Source organism: Vibrio sp. Y42_MX_L11 (assembly GCF_024181785.1).
Classification (GTDB): Bacteria; Pseudomonadota; Gammaproteobacteria; order Enterobacterales; family Vibrionaceae; genus Vibrio; species Vibrio diabolicus.
This window is the reverse complement of sequence record NZ_JAMZAP010000006.1, coordinates 22,692-46,200: the sequence shown is the minus strand read 5'-3', so window position 1 is coordinate 46,200 and position 23,509 is coordinate 22,692. Positions and strand designations below refer to the sequence as shown.

Below are 23,509 nucleotides of genomic sequence, written 5' to 3'. Positions count from 1 at the left end.
CTTTTCATTGAAGAAATCGTTATTTCTTACGAATGTGAGGTGCTGCTTTATCAAGTACACCGTTCACAAACTTGTGGCTATCTTCTGCTGCGAAGACTTTTGCAAGTTCAATCGCTTCATTGATAACAACTTTGTAAGGAACATCTTCGCGACGAGTCATCTCGTACATAGCAAGGCGAAGAAGAGCAAGTTCCATCATATCTAAATCCTGCATAGGACGAGAGATGTATGGACGAATTTTGCTATCTAGCTCAGCGTGGCTAAGTACAACACCGCTTAGTAGTTCACGGAAGTAAGCTACGTCTGTTTCTGGAGCAGCAAGCGCTGGCTCAGATGCATGAAGTTCTTCTTCATCGTATTTGTCGCCAGACAAAAACTGTTCTTCAATCTTGGCAACATTCTCTTTAGTAATTTGCCATGAGTAGATCGCCTGTAGAGCGAATTGACGTGCGTTACGACGTGCGGCTGGTTTCACACTGGCCCCCATTAGGAATCAATTTCAGATAGTACATTAATCATTTCAAGTGCGCTTAGTGCAGCCTCTGCACCTTTATTACCAGCCTTGGTTCCTGCGCGTTCAATCGCTTGATCGATCGTATCAACAGTCAAAACACCAAATGCTACTGGAATGCTGAATTCCATAGACACTTGTGCTAGACCTTTGTTCATTTCACTACAAACATAGTCAAAGTGAGGCGTTCCACCGCGAATAACAGACCCTAGAGAAACAATAGCGTCGAATTTGCCAGTTTTAGCAACACGCTGAGCTACTAGAGGTAGTTCTACGGCACCTGGACAACGCACAACCGTGATGTTGTCTTCGCTTACTTGTCCGTGACGCTTTAGTGTATCGATCGCACCAGAAAGTAGGCTTTCGTTAATAAAACTGTTGAAACGAGAAATAACGATAGCAATTTTTGCATTTGGCGCTGGGAAGCCACCCTCGATCACTTTCATAAGCTTTCCTTTAACTCTATTTATAAGTGAAATATGTTCATCAAGTGAGAATCGCCGGATTCTAGCACAAATTTGTGAGCAATATCTAATGGAAATTGGAGGCAAATCACCGGTTCCTAGCCATTGACGAGTTGAGTGCGTAAAAGACTAGGAACTTATTGTTCGGTTGTTACTCGCAGACGTACTCAACCACGTTCAGACCAAAACCACCTAATGCGTGGTACTTTTTGTTGGTCGATGACAGAAGGCGCATATCATGTACACCGAGATCCGCAAGAATCTGTGACCCCACACCAACACGGCGAGACGTGCCTTGTTTTTTAGCAAGCGTTGGTGCTTCACCTTTGTCTTGCGCTTCAAACATCTTCACGCGATGGATAAGTAGATCGGTCGATTCTTCATGGCCAAGAACAACCAGCACACCGCCTTCTTCACCAATGCGTTTCATTGCCTTATCTAGTGTCCAGCTGCGCTCTGCATTACGATCGCTACGTAGTAAGTCGGTAAAAACGTCTTGAAGATGTACGCGAACCAGTGGCGCTTTTTCTTTCAAATCGCCCTTGCACATTGCGTAGTGCACTTGGTTATCAATGGTGTCCTTGTAGGTGAATAACGTGAACTCGCCAAACTCTGTCGGTAACTTGCACTCTGCCACACGTTCAATCGTTGTCTCAGTGTTATTGCGGTACTCAATTAGGTCGGCAATAGTGCCCAATTTAATACCGTGCTTCTCTGCAAAGATCTCTAGATCAGGGCGACGAGCCATGGTGCCGTCGTCATTTAAGATCTCAACAATCACCGATGCAGGCTCTAAACCAGCAAGGCGAGCCAAATCACATCCAGCTTCAGTGTGACCAGCGCGAGTCAGTACGCCGCCATCTTGGGCCGCGAGCGGGAAGATATGACCAGGCTGCACCAAATCCGCAGCTTTGGCGTTTGGCGCGACTGCCGCTTGAACCGTACGTGCGCGATCCGCGGCTGAAATACCCGTCGTTACCCCTTCTGCCGCCTCAATCGAAACAGTAAAGTTGGTTGTGTATTGCGCATTATTGTCTTGCACCATTGGTGGCAGACCTAGGCTTTCGCAACGATCTTTGGTCATGGTTAAACAAATCAGGCCACGGCCATAGGTTGCCATAAAGTTGATGGCTTCCGGCGTAATATGCTCGGCAGCCATGATCAAGTCACCTTCATTCTCGCGGTCTTCATCATCCATTAGGATGACCATTTTGCCTGCGCGAATATCATCAATAATTTCTTGTGGCGTACTGATTGGCATAGTCTGTTTTCCCGTTATTCTAAATTTGTTATTGCGGCAGCAATGAAAAAATCATGTTGCAGTGAATGCTGGTGAGGTCAATAGTTTGAGCTTTGCACCAAGCAAGTCAATGAATCTCGCGGTGTTCTGTGAGTCTGCTCTTTATCGCATGCCTCACGCAGCCACTCCCAAGACTTATGCAAAACCGTTTTGCTGTAAAAAGTCCATCGTGATACGAGACTCGGCCTTATCTTCTTGCTGCCCTTGCAGTAAACGCTCCATATAACGCGCAAGTACATCAACTTCTAAGTTTACTTTGCGCCCCACTTGAAACTGGTCAATCGTAGTTTCTTCACTCGTATGAGGAACGATCGTCAGCTTAAAAGCATTTTTACGTAAGTCGTTGACGGTTAGGCTAATACCATCAACAGTAATCGAGCCTTTCTCTGCAACGTACTTGCTAATTCCCGCTGGCATTGCAACCCAAAACTCTATCGCACGGCCAACTGAATTGCGTTCGACAATTTCACCAACCCCATCGACATGGCCAGAAACGATATGTCCACCCAATCGCGTTGTTGGTAACATGGCTTTTTCTAGATTCACCTTATCGCCCACTTGGTACTCGGCAAACCCAGTTTTCTTCAAGGTTTCTAATGACAGATCAGCACTGTAATAGTGCCTTCCGAAGTCAACTACCGTTAAGCAAACACCATTGGTCGCAATGCTATCGCCTAACTTAACGTCTGACATATCAAGCGTACCCGTTTCAATCGTGACGGTGATGTCTTCGCCCTTCGGCGTAATCGCAGCTAACTTGCCAACTGCTTCTACTATTCCTGTAAACATACTATTTCTTATCTAAGTTCATTACGTTTTATGGTGGCGGTGATGCGAATGTCTACCCCAACCATACGAACGTCTGTAATGTTTAAATCTATGACGTCAGCCATAGCGCTTAACCCTAAAGCACCGATAAGCCCCCGACCATCGCTGCCCATGAGTTTTGGCGCAAGGTAAACAATGAGCTCATCTACAAGGTTAGCCTTTATCATCGCACTCGCTAGCGTAGCTCCAGCTTCAACCCATAAGTGATTGATGTGGTGCTCATCCGAGATACGTTTTAATGTTGTTGATAAGTCAATTTGGTCAGCGCTGTCCAATAGAGGGATACAGTCTCCATCTGGGCTAACAATAACTCGCTCTCCATCGGTGTGGAACAGCTTGAGCGCATCCGTTAAATGGTTCTGACGGTCTAAGATTACACGTACTGGTTGACGAAGTTCTTCTCGTAAATACTGCGCTTGAACACTGGTAGGTAAGTCATCCCAACGCACATTGAGTGACGCATTATCATCAATCACCGTTTTGCTGGTAGAGAGAATGCCACCACTCATCGCTCGATAATGCTGCACATCTTGGCGGGCCGCTGGGGAGGTGATCCATTGGCTCTGCCCATTGCTGAGTGCGCTTTGCCCATCCAAACTGGCAGCCATTTTTAATTGAACAAACGGCATGCCTGTACGCATGTACTTTATAAACCCTGGATTAAGGGCAAGAGCATCTCGCTCTAACAAGCCGATTTGTACTTCAACTCCGGCATCACGCAACATCTGGATGCCCCGCCCCGCAACTTTAGGGTTTGGGTCTACCATTGCGCAAACCACACGTGCCACTTTGGCTTTGATTAGCCCTTCAGCACATGGCGGTGTACGGCCGTAATGAGAGCAAGGTTCGAGCGTCACATAAGCGGTTGCACCAACTGCTTTTTCACCCGCCATGCGCATCGCGTGCACTTCGGCATGTGGCTCACCAGCACGATGGTGATATCCTTCACCGACAATTTCGTCATCACGAACGATGACACACCCTACATTTGGATTCGGGGCGGTGGTATAAATGCCACGTTTCGCTAACTTAATAGCTCGTGACATCATGGCGAAATCTAAATCAGAAAACGCTCTTTCAGGAGTGTGTTGAGTCATGAGCTACTCAGTCTTCTAGGCGGGCAATCTCTTCGCCAAACTCGCGAATATCTTCAAAGCTGCGGTAAACGGAAGCGAAACGAATGTAAGCTACCTTATCGAGCTCTTTGAGCTGGTCCATGACTAAATTACCAATCATTTCACTCGGAACCTCTCGCTCACCCGTCGCACGCAGTTGTGATTTGATCATACTGATCGCTAACTCTATAGAATCGGCACTCACTGGGCGTTTCTCTAATGCACGCTGAATACCGCCAACCATTTTATCTTCATCAAATGGTTCACGGTTGCCATTCGATTTGATCACTTTAGGCATCACTAACTCTGCGCTTTCAAACGTAGTAAAACGCTCGCTACACGCCAAGCACTGACGGCGACGTCGAACTTGATGGCCATCAGCCACTAAGCGGGAATCAATAACTTTGGTATCGTTCTCGGAACAAAAAGGACAATGCATATCACCTCCATATTTATACCCAAATAACCTCATGAGCAATCACGAATAACCACGCGTTCATGGTTATACGGACTCTATTAAAGCTATTTGGGTATAACGCTTTCAAACCGAAATAAAAGCTCATGTAGTGTAGCGGAATTGGAATGTTAGACAAAACAAAAAGGGGCGCAAAGGCCCCTTTTTCACTCAAGATCTCGTCGAATGTGTTAACTGCGTGCTAAGTAGTTCGCTTTACCAACCCACTTGTAGCTAGTTAGCTCTTCTAAGCCCATTGGACCACGGGCATGTAGCTTTTGCGTGGATACTGCGACTTCTGCGCCAAGGCCAAATTGCGCACCGTCTGTAAAGCGCGTTGAAGCATTCACATAAACCGCCGCCGAACCGACAGAATTGATGAACAGTTCTGAGTTTTCCAAACTATTGGTCATGATCGCATCTGAGTGGCTCGCGTTATGAACACGCATATGATCAATTGCATCTTTCACATCAGACACGACTTTTACACCAAGGGTGTAGCTCAACCATTCCGTATCAAAGTCACCTTCAACAGCATCGCGTACTTGTTTCGCTTGCTCCATGAGTTCTTTTGCTTTTGGCTCTGCCACGAACGTCACTTTTTCGTCCATACGCTCAACGATCATTGGTAGAAACTGTGCTGCAATTTTTTCATGCACGAGCAGCGTATCTAGTGAGTTACATGCTGATGGGCGTTGAACTTTCGAGTTTTCAACCACATTCAGGGATTTCTCTAGATCAGCGGATTCGTCGACAAAGATATGGCTAATACCAAAGCCGCCAATAATCACCGGAATCGTGCTGTTTTCTTTACACATTTTGTGTAGGCCAGCACCACCGCGTGGAATGATCATGTCGACGTAATCGTCCAATTTAAGCAGTTGAGAGACTAGCTCACGATCTGGCTTTTCAATGTACTGAACCGAAGCGGCAGGAAGGTTCGCCTTTGCTAGCGCAGACTGAATAACCTTCACTAATTCCATATTCGAGAAAAATGTCTCTTTGCCGCCACGCAAAATGCTTGCGTTGCCGGTTTTCAAGCACAGTGCCGCAATATCAATAGTCACGTTAGGACGCGCTTCATAAATTACGCCCACAACACCCAGTGGTACGCGGCGACGAGACAATGACATCCCATTTTCCAGTACCTTACTGTCGATTTCGCTGCCTACAGGATCGCTCAAGCTAATGACGTTGCGAACATCATTAGCAATTGCAGTCAATCGTTCTTCATTCAGCAAAAGGCGATCAAGCAGTGCATCGGTTAAACCCGCTTCACGGCCAAGTTCGATGTCTTTAGCGTTTGCCGCCAAAATAGCAACGGAGTTTGCTTCTAGCTCATCAGCAATGATCGCTAAAGCTTGGTTCTTTTGCGCAGTTGACGCTGTCGCTAATTCGAAAGCTGCATCTTTAGCAGCTTTACCCATATTCGTTAAATCCACTTTGCTTCCCTCTAATTCTATTCCTGAATGACGACCAAATCATCGCGATGAATCACCTCAGAGCCATAATCATGCCCCAAAATAGAGATGATATCTTTACTGTGCTTACCAGTAATTTTAGTTAGGTCATCACTTGAGTAGGCGCTGATGCCACGAGCCACCAACTTACCGTGAGAATTTGTTACACGCGCCACTTCGCCTCGTGCAAAGTCACCACTTACTTTGATTACCCCTTTAGCAAGTAGGCTACTGCCCTTACCGACCACAGCATTTACCGCACCGTCATCAATAATGATGTCGCCCGATGCCGCAGGTCCCGCCAGAATCCAGCGTTTACGGTTTTCTAAAGCTTCAGCGCAAGGTAGGAAGCGTGTGCCTTGTGGCTCTGCACTCAAAGAGTCAAAGATAACATTCGGTGCACTACCGGCAGCAATAATAACCTCGATACCAGCGCGGCGAGCGATGTCTGCGGCTTGCAGCTTCGTTGCCATACCGCCAGTACCCAATGTTGTACCACTTCCTCCTGCGATTTTACGCAGCGTATCGTCGATGGTTTTTACTTCCTTGATCAACTCTGCATTTGGGTCTTTACGAGGGTCAGCAGTAAACAGACCTTTTTGGTCAGTTAAAAGCAAGAGCTTATCTGCGCCACACAAAATGCCCACCAAAGCGGAAAGGTTGTCGTTATCGCCCACTTTAATCTCACTGGTCGCAACGGCATCATTTTCGTTTACGATAGGAATAATATCGTTCGCAACGAGCGCATTGATGGTGTCACGTGCGTTTAAGAATCGCTCGCGATCTTCTAAATCAGCACGAGTTAGTAGCATTTGGCCGATCTTGATACCGTAAATACCAAACAAAGACTCCCATGTTTGAATCAAGCGACTTTGCCCTACCGCCGCAAGTAATTGTTTACTCGCCATCTCGTTGGGCAATGCGGGGTAACCAAGATGCTCACGGCCTGCTGCAATAGCACCAGACGAAACCATTACCACTGAATGGCCTTGTTTTTTAAGCTCAGCACACTGGCGCGCTAACTCAACCATGTGAGCACGGTCGAGTGCCAGAGTGCCGCCTGTCAGCACACTTGTACCCAGTTTCACAACGACAGTTTGTGGTTGTGAAACAACTGCATTTTGTTGATTCGTTGTCATGATGTCTTCTGAAGTGAAAAACAAATAAAGAGAGGATGTTTTAACAATCAAAGAGGGAATTAACAAGAGAAAAGGTGCGTTTTCGCACCTTTTTGTTTGGTATTAAATGAAAACAACCAAATTAAGCGAAATCGAAAGACTCCGTGTGATATTCGACTTCTAATTTGAAGTGTTCTTCTAAAGTATCAACCAGCTTTTGATGGAATGTGCTCTGCGTCAGATACACTTCCTCTACCGCTTTTTTAGGCAGGGCTTCAGATACCCATTGCCCTTCTTTGTTGTACTTGCCGATATGATATTTGGCAGTAAAGCCTCCTTCGATGGATTCCAAATCCATCCACCAGCCCCAAAATTCACGCTTCTCAGGCGATTTTTTGTCGTCTACACAAACAGATAGACAATCAAAATAATAGCGCCCTTCTTGCGATTGTGGTTCGCGCAGGTAAGGCCCTATCGCCTTCAACTTTGACATCAAGCGAAAGTGAGTCGGGCCCTGAGTCGTCTCTGACATATGAATCTCCGTTTTCATAGTTAAAAGTAAACACCCAAGAATGATTATTATTTTTAATTATCATGAGCTTATTTTTTGCTCAGATATATCACTTTTAACTAATTTAGGAGAATTGTCACCCTAATAATTCATCTTCTAGCCACTTTATGGCTAAATCGAGGGATTGCTCATATCCTTTTGTAATCGTTTTGGAACTGATTTTTTTCGCTCTGCCATACTGGCTAAACAGCGCGACGAGTTGGTTATCACTGTGTGGAGACACCGGATCGCCTTCAAGGCTCAAAGCTAAAATAGGTACTTTAGTTTTTCTACTGCTCAAGAAGCCCTGAACCTTCAATGACCAGGCCATCATCTGGCCCGCCATGCTATTAATATCAACCGCGCTTTTCCCTAAGCGAGAAGCCAACAGATCCAGATACATCTTCGGCATTTTTTGCAGCTTCTCAGGGGAAGTAAAAATATCATGTACGGGTGCGCCGAGGGCTACACAAGCTTTGATCTTCTCTTGCTCAACAAAAGAGAGTCGGATCATGGCATTACCACCAAAACGAAATCCAACTAACCCCACTTTGTGATGATCCACCCAAGGCAATGAATACAGCTCATTTAGTACCGCTTGGTGCAGGCAGCTTGAGTTCTCAGTCAAAGGCCAGTGAGAACTGTGCCCCACCGAAGGCATGTCGACCGTCAACATTGCAATATCTCGTGGTGCAAGATGATTGCGGAACAAACGCCACATGTCGGTTTGTAACGTATCGAGACCAGCGCTCACCATCACCACAGGCAGTTGTTTGTCGGTTCTTGGCAAATGAAGGTTCGCGATGATTTTGCGATTTTGGTAAGGCACTTCAATTTGCTTGATGGTGTACTTGGTCTTCTCTGCGCCGTCAGAATACGCTTTGTTTGCCAGCACTTGAGCCTGCAAGGCCAAATTATCATTCTTCAGATGTGGGTAGCCTGCGATACTAAAACACAAAGAAGCGGTGAAGAGTTCATCGGCGGCCTCCTCACCTTGCATTTCATTTGAACGCTTCTGATGCTCCATGCCGAGCTTAATCCACTCAAATGTCCAGTTGCCGTTGTGGTACCCCATTACGGTGTCTAACCAATCATCATTGGTTCGAGAGTGGGAAGAAGAAGCGATTTTAGAAAGCACACCTTCCATCTCTATCGGAGACAACCCTTGCCAAGCCCATTGCAAGCGGCGCAAATGACGATACCAAGCACGATCATCCTGCGCCTCTCGCTCATCAAGTATTTTTTGACTGGTCGGCATATACTGGGTAAGCGCAGAGGTTTCTTTTGCTTGCTTATGTTTCACGAACAAAGTTTCGGAAAGATTTTTACTGACGTCTTCAGACATAGGAAGAACCTTAGGCTATTAGCATGAGTTGTTATGATAATAAAAAAAATGCCCCTATACAGGGGCATTTCTCAATATTCTTTAATAGCGTTTATTTTTGCTTGCGGTTTACAGGCTCAGCGTACTGGATTGACATATCCCAAGGTTGTTCAATCCAAGTGTCTTGCGCGATATCTACCACGTAATCATCTAGCAACGCTTTGCCTGAAGGTTTCGCACACACAGCGATCATCTTCGCTTTTGGATACATCTCACGTAGTTTGCGCGCCGTATCACCACTGTCTACTAGGTCTTCAACGATTAGGTAACCTTCACCATCGCCTTCAGGTGCTTTTAGTACCGTCATATCGCGCTGATGATCATGGTCGTAGCTTGAAATACAGATTGTATCAACGTAACGAATACCCAGTTCACGAGCCAAGATAGCGCCAGGAACCAAACCACCGCGGCTTACCGCCCAAATCCCTTTCCATTGCTCAGCTGGCATTTGTTTTTCAGCCAGTTCACGGCAGTAAGTCTGCATTGCATCCCAAGTGATAATGAATTTTTTACTCATTGTAATAACCTAATAATTTGAAAATATGCATCCTCAAAATCTAGCGAACTCACTCAAAAGCGGAATGCTCACTGACCTCTCCAAAACGTATGGAGATGAGGATTTCAAGCTGCGCAAACGATTATTCTACCGAAACACACCGCTAATACCAACGGTGATATCAAAATTCTCTGCCTATTCCGCAGAAAAACCGTCTGAAGTGAACAACGTGAAAAAAGAAAAAGCCAGCGTGAATAAATCCACACTGGCTTTTTGCTCGAGAAATTAACCGACGAGGTATTTGACGATGAAGATGGCAGACATCACCCACACACTCATCGACACTTCACGGCCCTTGCCGCTGAATAATTTGATCGCCGCGTACGCGATAAAGCCTAACGTAATACCCTCTGCAATCGAGAACGTTAATGGCATCACCAAACAAGTCACAACAACTGGTGATGCTTCCGTTAGGTCACGCCAATCAATGCTTACCAGTCCAGACAGCATCAAAATCGCGACATAGAACAGAGCGCCCGATGTTGCATAAGCAGGGATCATTCCTGCTAGCGGTGAAAACAATAGAGCAAGTAGGAAGAGCACACCAACAACCACGGCTGTTAGACCAGTACGACCACCAGCCGCCACACCAGAAACACTCTCAATGTAAGATGTGGTGTTTGAGGTACCAAGTAGTGCACCTACTGACGTTGCTGTTGAGTCTGCAAGTAACGCTTTGTTTAGACGCGGGATGTTGCCATTCTCATCCGTGAGGCCTGCTTTTTGAGAAACGCCAACTAGCGTACCTGCGGTATCAAACAAATCGACAAATAGGAAAGCGAACACAACGGAAATCATGCCAACTTCAAACAAACCAGAGAAATCCAGTTGCATGAAAGTTGGTGCAATGCTTGGTGGCGTAGACATAATGCCGCTCCACTGCACATCACCAAATAGAAGGCCAAGCGCTGTAACACCAAGAATGGCGATCATCACCGCACCTTTCACACCACGGTGAACAAGCGCGATAGTAAGGAAGAAACCAATCGCAGCCAATACAGATGGCAATGATGTGATGTCTCCCATAGAAACTAATGTCGCAGGGTTATCAACGACGATGCCTGCATTTTTTAATGCGATAAATGCTAAGAAAAGACCGATACCGGCTGAAATACCAGTTCGAAGAGAATGCGGGATCGAGTTAATAATCCACTCACGGATCTTAAATATACTCAAAAGAATAAACAGCAGGCCTGAAACAAACACCGCCGCTAACGCAACTTGCCACGTATAGCCCATTCCCAAAACAACAGAGTAAGTGAAAAATGCGTTCAGCCCCATTCCTGGTGCTTGTGCAATTGGGTAGTTGGCAACAAATCCCATGATGAAACAGCCGATAGCGGCCGCAAGACAAGTTGCAACAAAAATGGCACCACGGTCCATACCGGTATCCGACAGGATCGCTGGGTTTACAAAAATAATGTAAGCCATGGTTAGGAAGGTGGTAACACCTGCAATGATCTCAGTGCGCACATTTGTGCCATTGTCACTGAGCTTAAAAAGCCTCTCGAGCATGATCGAATCCTGTAAAGGTAAAAAGTAAACGGTTGCGTAATCGATTGGCGGGAATTATAAAGTTATCAAATAGCAAATTCTAGATAGAATCTTCACTCTAATGCGATTTTTTTCTTTGGATATGAAACCCATTCGCTAATTTTTAAAAGCAAAACAGGAAATATATTCTTATAAAACAACAATTAACAATTATCGTTCATAACCCAACAACAGAATAAAAACTGAACAATGTACTAAACTTTCAAATAGAAACTGGGCGTTTTAAGCGTCATATCTAGGTGGATTTGACGGGGAAGTCGATAAAACTGAAGAACAGAGAATAGAACCCAGCCTTGATGGCAGAAAATGTGTCAGAAAGAGAAAGTGGAGATAAAAAAACGCCACCCAATTTGGGTGGCGGCGAATCATGTCAGCACTATCACTGAAAAAAAATTCCAATTTATAGGGGTGAACAAACTGTTCGAGTCACATGCGTTGACTTCACTTAGTAGCCAAAGCTTGTTGGGTATACAAAGTTGCCGGTGTAAACAGACTTGCTATTCCAGAACATTGTACTTGGTAAACCTTTCATAACTATCACCTTTTAAATCAATTAAACATTCGTTGATTTCTCGGTTCCTTGGAGGCGATAAAACGGACTCATCCTTTGAGCATTTCATTCTTCTCTCAGAAGCTGGTTACAAATATACCACCAAGAAATTTAATTACAAGTATTTTAGTGATTAAAATCACAAAAAATGTATAAATTGACCTTCATCAAAGTTTAAATGTAATTAAATTACAGTTTTATGAATTAAAAATAAAGCCACTTTCAGAATGTATGATAAAGAACACATAGTGCCTGTTATTGTGTTCACAAACTGTGACAGTTCTGAGAGAAATCCTTGTGCACGCGACTACTCGTACTCCTTATCTGGTGGTATGCTAAACGGCAATTTGAAGGCCAAATCGTCTAGCATTTAATGCTATTTTGACAATATTTTTACGGTATATATTTGGCAAAGCACATCAAAAGGAGTCCTCCGTGTCTGAGTTCCATTCTGAAATCAGTACCTTATCACCTGCTCCACTTTGGCAGTTTTTCGATAAGATTTGTTCTATCCCTCACCCATCTAAACATGAAGAAGCATTAGCACAGTACATTATCAACTGGGCAACAGAGCAAGGCTTTGACGTTCGCCGTGATCCAACCGGTAACGTGTTCATCAAAAAGCCCGCGACACCTGGAATGGAAAATAAGAAGGCTGTTGTACTTCAAGCACACATCGACATGGTGCCGCAGAAAAACGAAGACACCGAACACGACTTCACCAAAGATCCAATCCAACCTTACATCGATGGCGAATGGGTAACGGCGAAAGGCACGACGCTTGGTGCAGATAACGGGATTGGTATGGCTTCTTGCCTTGCTGTATTGGCATCTAAAGACATTAAGCACGGCCCAATCGAAGTTCTGCTTACGATTGATGAAGAAGCAGGCATGACTGGCGCATTTGGTCTTGAGGCTGGTTGGTTAGAAGGTGAGATCCTTCTCAACACAGACTCTGAACAAGAAGGCGAAGTCTACATGGGTTGCGCCGGTGGTGTTGATGGCACCATGACTTTCGGCATTTCTCGAGAAGCAACACCTGCAGGTTTTGTAACACGCCAACTAACGCTGAAAGGCCTAAAAGGTGGTCACTCAGGTTGTGACATTCACACAGGTCGTGGTAATGCCAACAAATTACTTGGTCGTTTCCTTGCCGGTCATGCTCAAGAGCTTGATTTACGTTTAGTCGAATTCCGTGGTGGTAGCTTACGTAATGCAATCCCTCGCGAAGCGTTTGTTACTGTTGCGCTTCCTGTCGAAAACCAAGACAAGCTTGCTGAGCTGTTCAACCACTACACTGAGCTGCTTAAAACTGAATTGGGTAAAATCGAAACAGGTATCGTAACCTTTAATGAAGTGATCACGACTGACGCGCAAGTATTTTCAATCGCCGATCAGCAACGATTCATTGCGGCACTTAACGCTTGTCCAAACGGAGTAATGCGTATGAGTGACGAGGTGGAAGGTGTTGTTGAAACTTCTCTAAACGTTGGTGTGATCAGCACAGAAGAAAATAAAGTCACCGTGCTTTGCTTGATTCGTTCTCTCATTGACTCTGGCCGTAGCCAAGTGGAAAGCATGCTGCGCTCGATTACTGAGCTAGCAGGCGCGCAAATTCAGTTCTCAGGTGCTTACCCTGGCTGGAAGCCAGATGCAGATTCCGAGATCATGGCAATTTTCCGTGATATGTATGAAAGCATTTACGGTCATAAGCCGAACATCATGGTCATCCATGCTGGTCTTGAGTGTGGCCTGTTTAAAGAACCATACCCACACATGGATATGGTGTCTTTCGGTCCAACAATTAAATTCCCTCACTCACCAGATGAGAAAGTGAAGATTGATACCGTTCAGCTGTACTGGGACCAAATGGTAGCGCTTCTAGAGGCAATTCCAGAGAAAGCGTAATTCAACCACGAAAAACGACAAAGGGTGCTTTACGGCACCCTTTTTTGTTTGGCTGGACCAAATTACACGCGATTTTGCGTATAAGCAGCTAGCTCATCCATTGAGGTTTGTGCAACGACTTCGCCATCAATGTAGTAAGTGACAAACTCACCATCGCGCACACCCATGAGTGTCGCCTTCTCGCCGTTATTGTAAGTAATATCCATTTGAACAGTATTCTCATCGATTTGCTGCATTCGACCCTGCTCAATAACACGGTTATTCGCTAACGGTGCAATTGGCGCCGTCGTTAACGATTTATCTAACTGGTGATTGACATCGATGTAAGTATCCATCTTTGTATCGAAGATATGTGGCTTACCATTTAAAGGGCTCTTACCCGTCCAAAACTCTAGAGAGTTAAACACGATGTAGTCCGCTGCGATTGCGACACCATAAACAGGTGCTAAAAGCATGTTTAGACCACCTCGAGCGTAACGGTTATCTACAGCTTTCAAGTTAAACCCCATGACATAACCTGTCACGGCATTACTGCCAACGCAACCTGAAAGTGAAACTGCTACAGCAGTCAATGCACCAATTTTAGCAATTGCCTTTTTCATCAAAACCTCTAGTTAGAAATGTTAGACCTCAAATTCGGCGCGGATATTATCGGATAAAAAGTAGGGTTAAAAGTCCGTTTTTTTGTCCTTCATTATCAGTATTATTTTTAATACAGTCACATTTTTTAAGCCTATGATTGCTCTTCCTTCTGTACCTCTCGTTATGTATTAAACTGATAGAAAAGATCATATTGAAAACAAAAACTTCACACATGCTGAGGTTTCGCGCATGACGATTAAAGTAATTTGTCGTGTCCTTAATGAGAATGATTAGTGCAATTTTGCAGCAATTGTTACATTGCTGATAACGCATTTGACAGAGATGGTTTATGGCCAGAAGTAAAAAAAGCAAAGTGTTTGAGCTCTTAGGGCATCAAATACAACCAGGACAACGATTAGAGATCGAATTTGAAGCAGCGAAGCTATACACACATTCGCCTTTATCTATTCCTGTGGAAATCATCCATGGGAAACAAGAAGGGCCTGTGTTGATGGTGAATGCTGCTATCCATGGTGATGAGCTTAATGGCGTAGAAATCGTTCGTCAGATCATTAACCAACTGGATCCACAAAAACTGAAAGGCACTGTCATTGCAGTACCTATCGTTAACGTTTTTGGTTTCATCCATAAATCACGGTACTTGCCCGATCGACGAGATCTCAACCGTTGCTTTCCTGGCAGTGAAAAAGGCGCGCTTGCATCTCGAATGGCACACGGGTTCTTTAACAACATTGCCAAGCGTTGTGACTACATTTTGGATCTGCACACTGGGGCCATTCACCGCACGAACCTGCCACAGATTCGCGCAAACTTAAGCAACCCAGAAACTCTGCGTATTGCTCAGGCGTTTGCGACGCCAGTGATTGTTGATTCAGCATTGCGTGATGGCTCTTTACGCAGTGAAGCAGAAAAATGTGATATCCCCGTGCTCACCTACGAGGCTGGCGAAGCATTGCGTTTTGATCCACTGTCAATCAGCGCTGGTGTACTCGGGGTTCGGCGCGTAATGCAAGCCATTGGTATGTTGCGTGCGAGCAGGAAAAAGCTGCCTGAGCCTATCATAGCGAAGTCCACCAGCTGGGTTCGTGCGTCAGGTAACGGTATTTTGCGTACTGTCGTTAATCTGGGAGACAAAGTAGAACAGGGGGAAACGCTCGCCTATATCAGCTCTCCTCTTGGACATGATGAGGTAGAGCTCAAAGCGCCAAAGCGTGGCTTGGTGATCGGTCAACAAACTTTGCCACTGGTTAATGAAGGCGATGCGATCTTCCACCTTGCTTACTTCAACCAAGGTGATGATTCGGTAGAACAAGCCGTTGAAAGTTACATTGAAGGACTGACCGAGTTCGATGTCGAGCCACTGACTACCGGACAGATCCCGTTAGAAACTCAGTAATTCCTACCAAGTACGCACTTGATTAGCTCGAAAGGAGCAACAGTGCTCGCACCATCTTGTTTAAAAGCCAATGAGCTCAGCGTCCATGATGCTGGGCTTTTTGTTTTCTGTAAGCTAACGATACTCATCGTAGTTTCCACAAATGGATAAAAAACTTTACAAGCCATCGCAAAAAATACATTTGATAATTAATCTCATTATCATTTATTAATCGTAATAATGTTCTTATAATCCGAGCTTCATAAAAACACTATAAATCATCAATATGAAACGATTAAAAAGTCATCCATTCAAAGTAAATCTCATTTCACTGACTTTGCTCTTCCCTCTTTATTCATATGCCGAGACAACGCCAAGTGAAGAGCTTGAAGTCATCGGTGTGCGTTATGCCAAACCTATTACCATTGCTGAGCCTGCGCAAACCACCATTAATTGGTCAGAGATTGAAGAGCAACAGTACTCCAATTTTGCCTCAATGATCGATGCCGTTCCGGGCGCATCATTAGATGGCGGCGGCCGTTCCGGCGGCGAACGTATTAATATTCGTGGTTTTGATGATCCAAGCGATATCGCCGTATTTGTCGATGGCGCTCCAATTGGCTTTCAACAATACCGCTACGGAACTTTCTTTTTTGATCCGTTCTTGATTGGTGAAGCAGAAATTATCAAGGGCGCGCACGACTATCGAGCACTCAACGGAAAGTTTGGTGGCTCAATTCGTATTAAAACCAAGAGTGTCGATGACCTACTGTACGGCAATAGAAACTTTGGTGCTCGCATATCAAGTGCATATAACAACAACGGCGATGAGAATGCCTACACGCTAACACTCTATGGTAAAAACGATGCTGGTTTTTATTTTCTAGCGAATGGCTCTGTAAAAGATTCTGATGACATTAAAGTCGGTGGTGGTGAAACGCTGGATTACTCAGGTTACGAGCAAGAAAACATGCTCGTAAAAGTCGGTTATGAAAACAACGATCACGAGTTTGAAATTAGCCACACTCGCTACAAAGATGAAGGTCGTAAACCTTGGGCTAACCGCCGCGGAAAAATGCCTAACATCACTGAGTACAACATCAAGAAATACGGATCATTAGAAAAAGCCAAATACGCATACACCGTCGATAATAAATACACGGATAACACCACGACCATCTCTTACCACTACATGCCGACTAACCCGTATATTGATTTCAATATCAAAATGGCACGTTCTGAAAACGATCGTCACTGGGTTCGTCCTGACGTGGCATTCGAGAAAATGTTCGTTTCTGTTGGCAGTTACGGTCACGAGTCTTGGTTAAGTTACGAGCGTGACTATGCTGATGTGTTTAACCAAGCGCAGTTCGGAGACCACACTCTAGTGACAGGGCTTCAATATCAAAAAACCGATAGAGACTCATTAGTATTCAACGCATCATACGACAGTAATGAAGCCAAAAACTACGGTTGGTATACCCCTTACTACGAACCATCTGGCACTCAGTCAATTTATGCGGCTTACATTGCTGATCACTATCAAGCAACAGACCGTCTAACCATCACACCTTCTCTGCGTTACGAATACATCAAGAGTGAAGGAAAAGGGAACGCCGCGCCGGATTATAATGATCCAGCCGCCGGACATGACTACGGTGAAACGACGCATAAAGGCTTTAGCCCACGTTTGGATATCGACTTTGATGCGACCAATAATACGCGTTTAAACGCCTCCTACGCCTACGCTTTAAAAGCACCAACCGTTGATAACATCTACTCAGTGCAATATGCGCGAGCTACCGCTACGGCTACTGCTTTGAACCTGGACGTGTCTCGTATCCATGCTTATCAAGCAAGCGTTATCAACTTAACGGAAGGGCTGGTGAACTCTCGCGATAACCTCGCAACAGAGTTAACTTTATTCTATAACGATGTTAGCGACACAGTTGATATACGAACGGGCGAAAACCTCGACAAAAGTACTACTGAGTTACAAAGCTGGAATACAAACCTAGATGGCTTTAAAAACTACGGCTTTGAGCTAATTTCACAATACCGGATTGAAGATTTCTACAGTAATTTCTCAGCAAGTTACATTCGCGGCAAAAACAAAGGCAGTTTATCTGACTCTACAGGTTCAGATGATGATCACCCTGATGTGCCACCATTAAACATTAATCTGGGTTTAGGTTACGAATGGATTCCGGGTTTACGTACGGGCTGGGAAGTCCGTTGGTATGATGCGCAAACCAAAACCAAGGCAAGTGGCAACAATTTAAAAGTGAAATCGCCAAGTGAGCAATACACGCTACAAAACGCTTACGTGGTTTGGGAAATACAACAAGTCGAAGGCTTGAGTGTTGGCGCTGTTGTGAAAAACTTAACCGATCGTTACTACGAAGCATACCTATCTAATGGCGTGCCTTCGCCTGGTCGCGAAGTCAAACTGCACCTCACTTATCAATACTAACCATACCTAAAAGATGCAGGGCAGACATTAACTGCCCTGCTGTTTCTTAACGAACAACCATAATTGCACACCGTTTTATTTATCAGTACTATCATTTCTTTTTGCTTGCATACACACTATGAACAACTTAAAAACATTGTTTCTTCTTGCTTGCTTCGTTCCAGCAAGTCAAAGCCTGGCACAGACTTCTGAGAGCATTGCTGACTACTTACAAGAGCAGAGTCAGCACCAGGTTATTGAGGATCATTACGCACAACCAACAACAAATAATCTGAATCTAGACGCCAAAGCAAACGCGTTAACTTGGCATGAAGATGGAAAGCCGGATCACTGTCGTTACGCCAAGCAGCCTAAAGACGTCGCAACGCATTTCGACTACGGTGAAGCAAACGATCTATCTGACGGATTGCAACACTTTGATTTACCAGAGAGGCACTCGGCAAAGGGCAAGTCAACACATCGCACTTATGCTAATAACCCTCACCTTCTTCCTGGCAATAAACAATTTGCAGTCCCTGAAGACGGTACGTTTAGTCTGTCAGTATCTTCGGATTGTTTTTAAGTCGATACAATAAAAAATGCCCTGAGACAAAGCTCAGGGCATTTTCACTTTTTGTTTGATGGGTGACGTCACCATCTCACCGACTTGAATCTATTCTTCGTCAGCGTCTACTTCAGCGTCACGTGCTTTGCGGGCTTCTTCTTTACGAACTTTTGCCGCTAGTTGTTCTGCTTCACGCTCTTGACGTTGCGCTGCTTTACGCTCGTTACGAACCACTTGGTTTTGGATAAAACCAGCCAGTTCTTGTTCAGCCCAAGCTTGTGCTTTCTCTTCGCTGTCAAAGCCAGTTTCACGCTTTGATACTACAGTCTTACGAGATGTCACTTGGCGAGTGATTTCTGCGCTCCAGCCGTTACGTTTTTCAGTGACGCGGATAGCAAATTTTGGATTCTTAGACATTTCTTTCATTTCCTAAGGGATTTAGGGATCAATCAGGGATTCGGTCAACTTGATAACTCCATCTAAGCTGAGCTGTTTAACACCATCCCTTGGTAAGCGCGGTATTAGAGCATAAAAGTAATCTAAACGCTGCAAGTTTTTTACGCGAGATAATAGATGACAAAGAAGAGGCAGAACAAAGCAACGTTTCGCCAAGTCACTAGAAAGAGCGGCGAAGAAAAAGAGTGATAAGAAAAAAGAAAGCGCTGGTCTCTCAACCAACGCTTTACTTAAGCTAGATTAACCTTTGGTTAATTAACCGATATTCTTACGGGCATTTTGGAACATACGCATCCAAGCACCATTTTCACCCCAACCTTCCGGAGCCCAAGAGTTTGCAACTGTGCGGAATACGCGCTCTGGGTGAGGCATCATGATAGTCACGCGACCATCTGCTGTTGTTAAGCCAGTAATCGCGTTTGGCGAACCGTTCGGGTTGTTCGGATATTGTTGCGTCGGGTTACCGAGGTTATCCACGTAACGAACCGCAACCGTACCTGATGCCTCGATCGCTGCCAGGTGCTCTGCATCACGTACTTCTACACGCCCTTCTCCGTGGGAAACCGCGATTGGCATGCGCGAACCAGCCATTCCGTCGAAGAATACAGAATCAGATTTCTGAACTTCAACTAGGCTAAAGCGCGCTTCAAAACGCTCAGATTCGTTACGAACAAAACGTGGCCACAAGTCTGCACCCGGGATCAGCTCTTTCAGGTTAGAAAGCATCTGACAACCGTTACATACACCTAAAGAGAACGTCTCTTTACGGTTAAAGAAGGCTTGGAACTGTTCACGAGCTTGTGCGTTAAACAGGATAGACTTAGCCCAGCCTTCACCCGCACCTAGTACGTCGCCGTAAGAGAAGCCACCACAAGCTACTAGGCCATGGTATTCATCCAGAACGGCTTGACCCGTTAGGATATCACTCATATGAATGTCGGTTGCTTCAAAACCTGCGCGGTCAAACGCTGCTGCCATTTCAACGTGGGAGTTAACACCCTGCTCACGTAGAATCGCCATCTTAGGCTTCGCACCTTTTGCAATGTAAGGCGCTGCAACGTCTTCATTTACGTCGAAGCTTAGCTTAACGTTTAGACCCGGGTCAGAGTTGTCTTTCTTAGCTTCGTGCTCTTGGTCTGCACATGCTGGGTTATCGCGTAGCGCCTGCATCTTATGCGTTGTTTCAGCCCAGATAACGCGTAGTTCGGTACGTGAGCGTTCAAGCACAACTGCATCACCAGAAGTGATAATAAAGTCGTCTGAAGCTTCAACAGAACCAATCACATGTGAACATGCCTCTAAACCGTTTGCCGCCAGAGTAGATAGAACTGAATCCAGATCATCATTCTTAACTTGAACAACCGCACCTAGCTCTTCGTTAAATAGAACGGCTAGCGCATCATCACCCAGCTCTGCGATGTTCGCTTTTACGCCACAATGACCCGCGAACGCCATCTCAGCCAGTGTAACAAACAGACCACCGTCGCCTTTATCGTGGTAAGCCACTAGCTTGTCATCACGTACTAACGCTTGCATTGCATCAAAGAAGCCTTTTAGCTGCTCAGCGTTATATACGTCAGCAGGTTTGTCACCCAGCTGTTTGTATACTTGTGCCAATGCTGTCGCACCTAAGCGGTTTTTGCCGTTACCCAAGTCAACAAGAACTAGAGAAGTATCGCCTTTGTCAGTGCGTAGTTGTGGAGTCACGGTCTTACGTACGTCTTCCACACGACCAAATGCCGTGATAACTAGAGACAGTGGAGAAGTGACTTCTTTACTCTCGCCGTTCTCTTCCCACTTGGTTTTCATCGACATGGAGTCTTTACCAACTGGGATCGTCAAACCTAATGCAGGACAGAGCTCTTCACCCACCGCTTTGACTGCTTCATAAAGACCTGCATCTTCACCTGGGTGACCCGCTGGCGACATCCAGTTCGCAGACAGTTTAATGTGTTTAATATCACCGATGTCTGTTGCCGCAATGTTCGTTAGTGACTCACCAACCGCTAGGCGAGCCGATGCACCAAAGTCTAGTAATGCCACTGGCGTGCGCTCACCCATCGACATTGCTTCGCCGTGGTAAGTGTCATAGCTTGCCGCTGTTACTGCACAGTTTGCTACTGGTACCTGCCAAGGGCCAACCATTTGATCACGAGCAACCAGACCCGTTACTGTTCGGTCACCGATAGTAATTAGGAATGTTTTTTCTGCAACCGCTGGAAGACGAAGTACGCGATCCACCGCTTCATTAAGCTCAATACCATCACGAACAATGGCAGGGCTTTCCACCTTTAGTGTGGTTGCGTCGCGGTGCATCTTCGGTGGCTTACCAAGCAGGATATCCATTGGCATATCGATTGGCGTATTGTCGAAGTGAGAATCTTCTAGCGTTAGATGACGCTCTTCAGTTGCCACACCCACCACTGCATATGGTGCGCGTTCACGCTTACAGATTGCATCGAATGCTTCCATGTTTTCTGGCGCTACCGCAAGAACGTAACGTTCCTGTGATTCATTACACCAAATTTCTAGCGGACTCATGCCCGGCTCATCGTTTGGTACATCGCGTAATTGGAACTTACCGCCACGCTCACCGTCGTCGACAAGTTCAGGCAATGCGTTAGAGATACCGCCCGCACCTACATCGTGGATAAATGCGATTGGGTTGTCGTCGCCTAGCTGCCAACAACGGTCGATCACTTCTTGACAGCGACGCTCCATCTCTGGGTTTTCACGCTGTACTGAAGCAAAGTCCAGATCTTCTGCTGACTGACCAGATGCCATCGAAGACGCCGCACCACCACCAAGACCAATGTTCATTGCCGGACCACCAAGTACGATCAAGCTCGCACCCACTGGAATTTCTTTCTTCTGCACGTGTTCGTCACGAATGTTACCCATACCACCAGCAATCATGATTGGTTTGTGGTAACCACGGATTTCTTCACCCGCGTGAGAGGTCACTTTTTCTTCGTAAGTACGGAAGTAACCCAATAGATTTGGACGACCAAATTCGTTGTTGAATGCCGCGCCGCCTAGAGGACCTTCAAGCATGATGTCTAGCGCATTTACAATACGACCAGGCTTGCCGAAGTCGGTTTCCCATGGCTGTTCAAAACCAGGAATACGTAAGTTAGAGGTTGTAAAACCAACCAGACCCGCTTTTGGCTTACCGCCGATACCCGTCGCGCCTTCGTCACGGATCTCACCGCCTGAACCAGTCGATGCGCCCGGCCATGGAGAGATTGCCGTTGGGTGGTTGTGCGTCTCTACCTTCATCAAGATGTGTGCATCTTCATGGTGGTAAGTGTATTGACGAGATTTAGGGTCTGGGAAGAAACGACCCGCTTTAGAGCCCGTCATAACGGCCGCGTTGTCTTTGTATGCAGACAGCACATAGTCAGGTGTCGTTTCGAACGTGTTTTTGATCATTTTGAACAGAGACTTAGGTTGATCTACCCCGTCGATAGTCCAATCTGCGTTAAAAATTTTGTGGCGACAGTGCTCTGAGTTCGCCTGAGCAAACATCATCAATTCAATGTCGTTTGGGTTACGCCCAAGCTTAGTAAAGTTCTCTACTAAGTAATCAATTTCATCTTCTGCGAGTGCCAAGCCAAGGGAAACGTTTGCTTCTTCAAGCGCAAGACGACCGCCCGCTAAGATATCAACATGCGCCACTGGCTTAGGCTCTGCGACTGTAAACAGCGCTGACGCAGCTTCAAATTCTGTAAATACCGTTTCCATCATGCGGTCATGAATTAACGCTTTGACAGCGCCAACTTGAGCTTCTGATAGAACAACTGAAGATTCGACATAATAAGCCGTACCGCGCTCTAGACGTTTCACTTTATCCAAGCCACAGTTAACAGCGATATCGGTAGATTTAGAAGACCAAGGCGAGATAGTGCCTGGACGAGGCGTAACAAGAAGTAGAAGACCTTCTGGCTCATGCTCTTCGATGGTTGGGCCGTAAGTTATTAACTTTTCAAGTTTTTCTAACTCTTGGTCATCAAGGTCAGACTTTAGATCGGCAAAGTGCATAAACTCGGCATAAATGCCAGTTACAGGCAGATCTTGTTCACGACAAAGTTCCAGTAGTTTATTAACACGAAACTCAGAAAGAGCTGGGGAGCCACGCAAAATTCTCATGTGCTTAGGTCTCTTATGCAATTGATTAAGGTGATATTGGAATAAATTCAGACACTTAAAATAAGCCCTGTCGAACCTATGCCGATTCCACCTCGTCATTGCGAGCGCATTATATAGCAATTGTTTTTGTGATGTAACATCAAAAGCAACCGTTTGC

General features: G+C 45.5%; 19 protein-coding genes. 4 read left to right on the top strand and 15 right to left on the bottom strand.

Features of this window, described 5'->3' with window-relative positions:
* Positions 1–19 precede the first annotated feature (19 nt).
* The 12 genes from nusB to NL643_RS08085 form a co-directional block, all read right to left on the bottom strand.
* Positions 20–487 (bottom strand): transcription antitermination factor NusB, encoded by a 468-nt coding sequence (nusB, locus tag NL643_RS08140; RefSeq protein WP_005381571.1) that lies wholly within the window; start codon positions 485–487, stop codon positions 20–22.
* Complete coding sequence (gene ribE, locus NL643_RS08135) at positions 487–957, bottom strand: 6,7-dimethyl-8-ribityllumazine synthase (RefSeq protein WP_005381572.1); 471 nt, start codon at positions 955–957, stop codon at positions 487–489. Before ribE ends, nusB begins: the two co-directional genes overlap by 1 nt.
* A gap of 169 nt (positions 958–1,126) precedes the next feature.
* The gene (gene ribBA, locus NL643_RS08130; RefSeq protein WP_047010155.1) at positions 1,127–2,236 is read right to left on the bottom strand and encodes a bifunctional 3,4-dihydroxy-2-butanone-4-phosphate synthase/GTP cyclohydrolase II; all 1,110 of its coding nucleotides are present in this window, start codon (positions 2,234–2,236) and stop codon (positions 1,127–1,129) included.
* Between the two features lie 174 nt (positions 2,237–2,410).
* Positions 2,411–3,064, bottom strand: a complete 654-nt coding sequence (locus NL643_RS08125; protein ID WP_253644251.1) for a riboflavin synthase — start codon at positions 3,062–3,064, stop codon at positions 2,411–2,413.
* Between the two features lie 8 nt (positions 3,065–3,072).
* A complete protein-coding gene (gene ribD, locus NL643_RS08120; protein ID WP_253644250.1) occupies positions 3,073–4,200 on the bottom strand; it encodes a bifunctional diaminohydroxyphosphoribosylaminopyrimidine deaminase/5-amino-6-(5-phosphoribosylamino)uracil reductase RibD in 1,128 nt (375 codons plus the stop codon).
* A gap of 7 nt (positions 4,201–4,207) precedes the next feature.
* A complete protein-coding gene (nrdR, locus tag NL643_RS08115) occupies positions 4,208–4,657 on the bottom strand; it encodes a transcriptional regulator NrdR (RefSeq protein ID WP_005381578.1) in 450 nt (149 codons plus the stop codon).
* Between the two features lie 206 nt (positions 4,658–4,863).
* Complete coding sequence (locus NL643_RS08110) at positions 4,864–6,114, bottom strand: glutamate-5-semialdehyde dehydrogenase (RefSeq protein WP_253644249.1); 1,251 nt, start codon at positions 6,112–6,114, stop codon at positions 4,864–4,866.
* A gap of 17 nt (positions 6,115–6,131) precedes the next feature.
* Positions 6,132–7,271, bottom strand: a complete 1,140-nt coding sequence (gene proB / locus NL643_RS08105; protein ID WP_005391413.1) for a glutamate 5-kinase — start codon at positions 7,269–7,271, stop codon at positions 6,132–6,134.
* Between the two features lie 121 nt (positions 7,272–7,392).
* Positions 7,393–7,782 carry a sigma factor-binding protein Crl gene (crl, locus tag NL643_RS08100; RefSeq protein ID WP_005391414.1) on the bottom strand — a complete coding sequence of 130 codons (390 nt, stop codon included), beginning with the start codon at positions 7,780–7,782 and terminating at the stop codon, positions 7,393–7,395.
* Between the two features lie 115 nt (positions 7,783–7,897).
* On the bottom strand, positions 7,898–9,145 hold the full coding sequence (gene frsA / locus NL643_RS08095) for an esterase FrsA (RefSeq protein WP_253644248.1): 1,248 nt from the start codon (positions 9,143–9,145) through the stop codon (positions 7,898–7,900).
* Between the two features lie 91 nt (positions 9,146–9,236).
* Positions 9,237–9,701, bottom strand: coding sequence for an oxytetracycline resistance phosphoribosyltransferase domain-containing protein Tet(34) (gene tet(34), locus NL643_RS08090; RefSeq protein WP_005391418.1), 465 nt, complete (start codon positions 9,699–9,701; stop codon positions 9,237–9,239).
* Between the two features lie 264 nt (positions 9,702–9,965).
* Entirely contained in the window at positions 9,966–11,255 is a 1,290-nt protein-coding gene (locus NL643_RS08085) for an NCS2 family permease (protein ID WP_054867890.1), read from the bottom strand.
* Positions 11,256–12,279: 1,024 nt separating this feature from the next.
* Between NL643_RS08085 and NL643_RS08080 the strand changes: the two genes are divergently transcribed.
* Entirely contained in the window at positions 12,280–13,752 is a 1,473-nt protein-coding gene (locus tag NL643_RS08080) for an aminoacyl-histidine dipeptidase (protein ID WP_253644247.1), read from the top strand.
* 62 nt (positions 13,753–13,814) lie between these two features.
* Here NL643_RS08080 and NL643_RS08075 read toward each other — a convergent pair whose 3' ends face one another.
* Positions 13,815–14,354, bottom strand: a complete 540-nt coding sequence (locus NL643_RS08075; protein ID WP_253644246.1) for a DUF3332 domain-containing protein — start codon at positions 14,352–14,354, stop codon at positions 13,815–13,817.
* 329 nt (positions 14,355–14,683) lie between these two features.
* Here NL643_RS08075 and NL643_RS08070 point away from each other — a divergent pair, with 329 nt between their 5' ends.
* The 3 genes from NL643_RS08070 to NL643_RS08060 all read left to right on the top strand — a co-directional run bounded on the left by NL643_RS08070 (position 14,684) and on the right by NL643_RS08060 (position 18,765).
* Complete coding sequence (locus NL643_RS08070; RefSeq protein ID WP_005391426.1) at positions 14,684–15,751, top strand: succinylglutamate desuccinylase/aspartoacylase family protein; 1,068 nt, start codon at positions 14,684–14,686, stop codon at positions 15,749–15,751.
* A gap of 265 nt (positions 15,752–16,016) precedes the next feature.
* Positions 16,017–18,203 carry a TonB-dependent receptor gene (locus NL643_RS08065; RefSeq protein WP_253644245.1) on the top strand — a complete coding sequence of 729 codons (2,187 nt, stop codon included), beginning with the start codon at positions 16,017–16,019 and terminating at the stop codon, positions 18,201–18,203.
* A gap of 118 nt (positions 18,204–18,321) precedes the next feature.
* Positions 18,322–18,765, top strand: a complete 444-nt coding sequence (locus NL643_RS08060; protein WP_253644244.1) for a DNA-directed RNA polymerase subunit beta — start codon at positions 18,322–18,324, stop codon at positions 18,763–18,765.
* A 90-nt stretch (positions 18,766–18,855) separates the two neighbouring features.
* Here NL643_RS08060 and NL643_RS08055 read toward each other — a convergent pair whose 3' ends face one another.
* Positions 18,856–19,164, bottom strand: a complete 309-nt coding sequence (locus tag NL643_RS08055) for a DUF3622 domain-containing protein (protein ID WP_005391432.1) — start codon at positions 19,162–19,164, stop codon at positions 18,856–18,858.
* A 294-nt stretch (positions 19,165–19,458) separates the two neighbouring features.
* Positions 19,459–23,352: a phosphoribosylformylglycinamidine synthase gene (gene purL, locus NL643_RS08050; protein WP_253644243.1), complete on the bottom strand. Its 3,894-nt coding sequence runs from the start codon at positions 23,350–23,352 to the stop codon at positions 19,459–19,461.
* Between the last annotated feature and the right edge of the window lie 157 nt (positions 23,353–23,509).

Coding starts and splice junctions, on each gene's coding strand:
- nusB (WP_005381571.1), bottom strand. CDS start 487: ATGGGGGCCAGTGTGAAACCAGCCGCACGTCGTAACGCACGTCAATTC.
- ribE (WP_005381572.1), bottom strand. CDS start 957: ATGAAAGTGATCGAGGGTGGCTTCCCAGCGCCAAATGCAAAAATTGCT.
- ribBA (WP_047010155.1), bottom strand. CDS start 2,236: ATGCCAATCAGTACGCCACAAGAAATTATTGATGATATTCGCGCAGGC.
- NL643_RS08125 (WP_253644251.1), bottom strand. CDS start 3,064: ATGTTTACAGGAATAGTAGAAGCAGTTGGCAAGTTAGCTGCGATTACG.
- ribD (WP_253644250.1), bottom strand. CDS start 4,200: ATGACTCAACACACTCCTGAAAGAGCGTTTTCTGATTTAGATTTCGCC.
- nrdR (WP_005381578.1), bottom strand. CDS start 4,657: ATGCATTGTCCTTTTTGTTCCGAGAACGATACCAAAGTTATTGATTCC.
- proB (WP_005391413.1), bottom strand. CDS start 7,271: ATGACAACGAATCAACAAAATGCAGTTGTTTCACAACCACAAACTGTC.
- crl (WP_005391414.1), bottom strand. CDS start 7,782: ATGTCAGAGACGACTCAGGGCCCGACTCACTTTCGCTTGATGTCAAAG.
- frsA (WP_253644248.1), bottom strand. CDS start 9,145: ATGTCTGAAGACGTCAGTAAAAATCTTTCCGAAACTTTGTTCGTGAAA.
- NL643_RS08085 (WP_054867890.1), bottom strand. CDS start 11,255: ATGCTCGAGAGGCTTTTTAAGCTCAGTGACAATGGCACAAATGTGCGC.
- NL643_RS08075 (WP_253644246.1), bottom strand. CDS start 14,354: ATGAAAAAGGCAATTGCTAAAATTGGTGCATTGACTGCTGTAGCAGTT.
- NL643_RS08070 (WP_005391426.1), top strand. CDS start 14,684: ATGGCCAGAAGTAAAAAAAGCAAAGTGTTTGAGCTCTTAGGGCATCAA.
- NL643_RS08065 (WP_253644245.1), top strand. CDS start 16,017: ATGAAACGATTAAAAAGTCATCCATTCAAAGTAAATCTCATTTCACTG.
- NL643_RS08060 (WP_253644244.1), top strand. CDS start 18,322: ATGAACAACTTAAAAACATTGTTTCTTCTTGCTTGCTTCGTTCCAGCA.
- NL643_RS08055 (WP_005391432.1), bottom strand. CDS start 19,164: ATGTCTAAGAATCCAAAATTTGCTATCCGCGTCACTGAAAAACGTAAC.
- purL (WP_253644243.1), bottom strand. CDS start 23,352: ATGAGAATTTTGCGTGGCTCCCCAGCTCTTTCTGAGTTTCGTGTTAAT.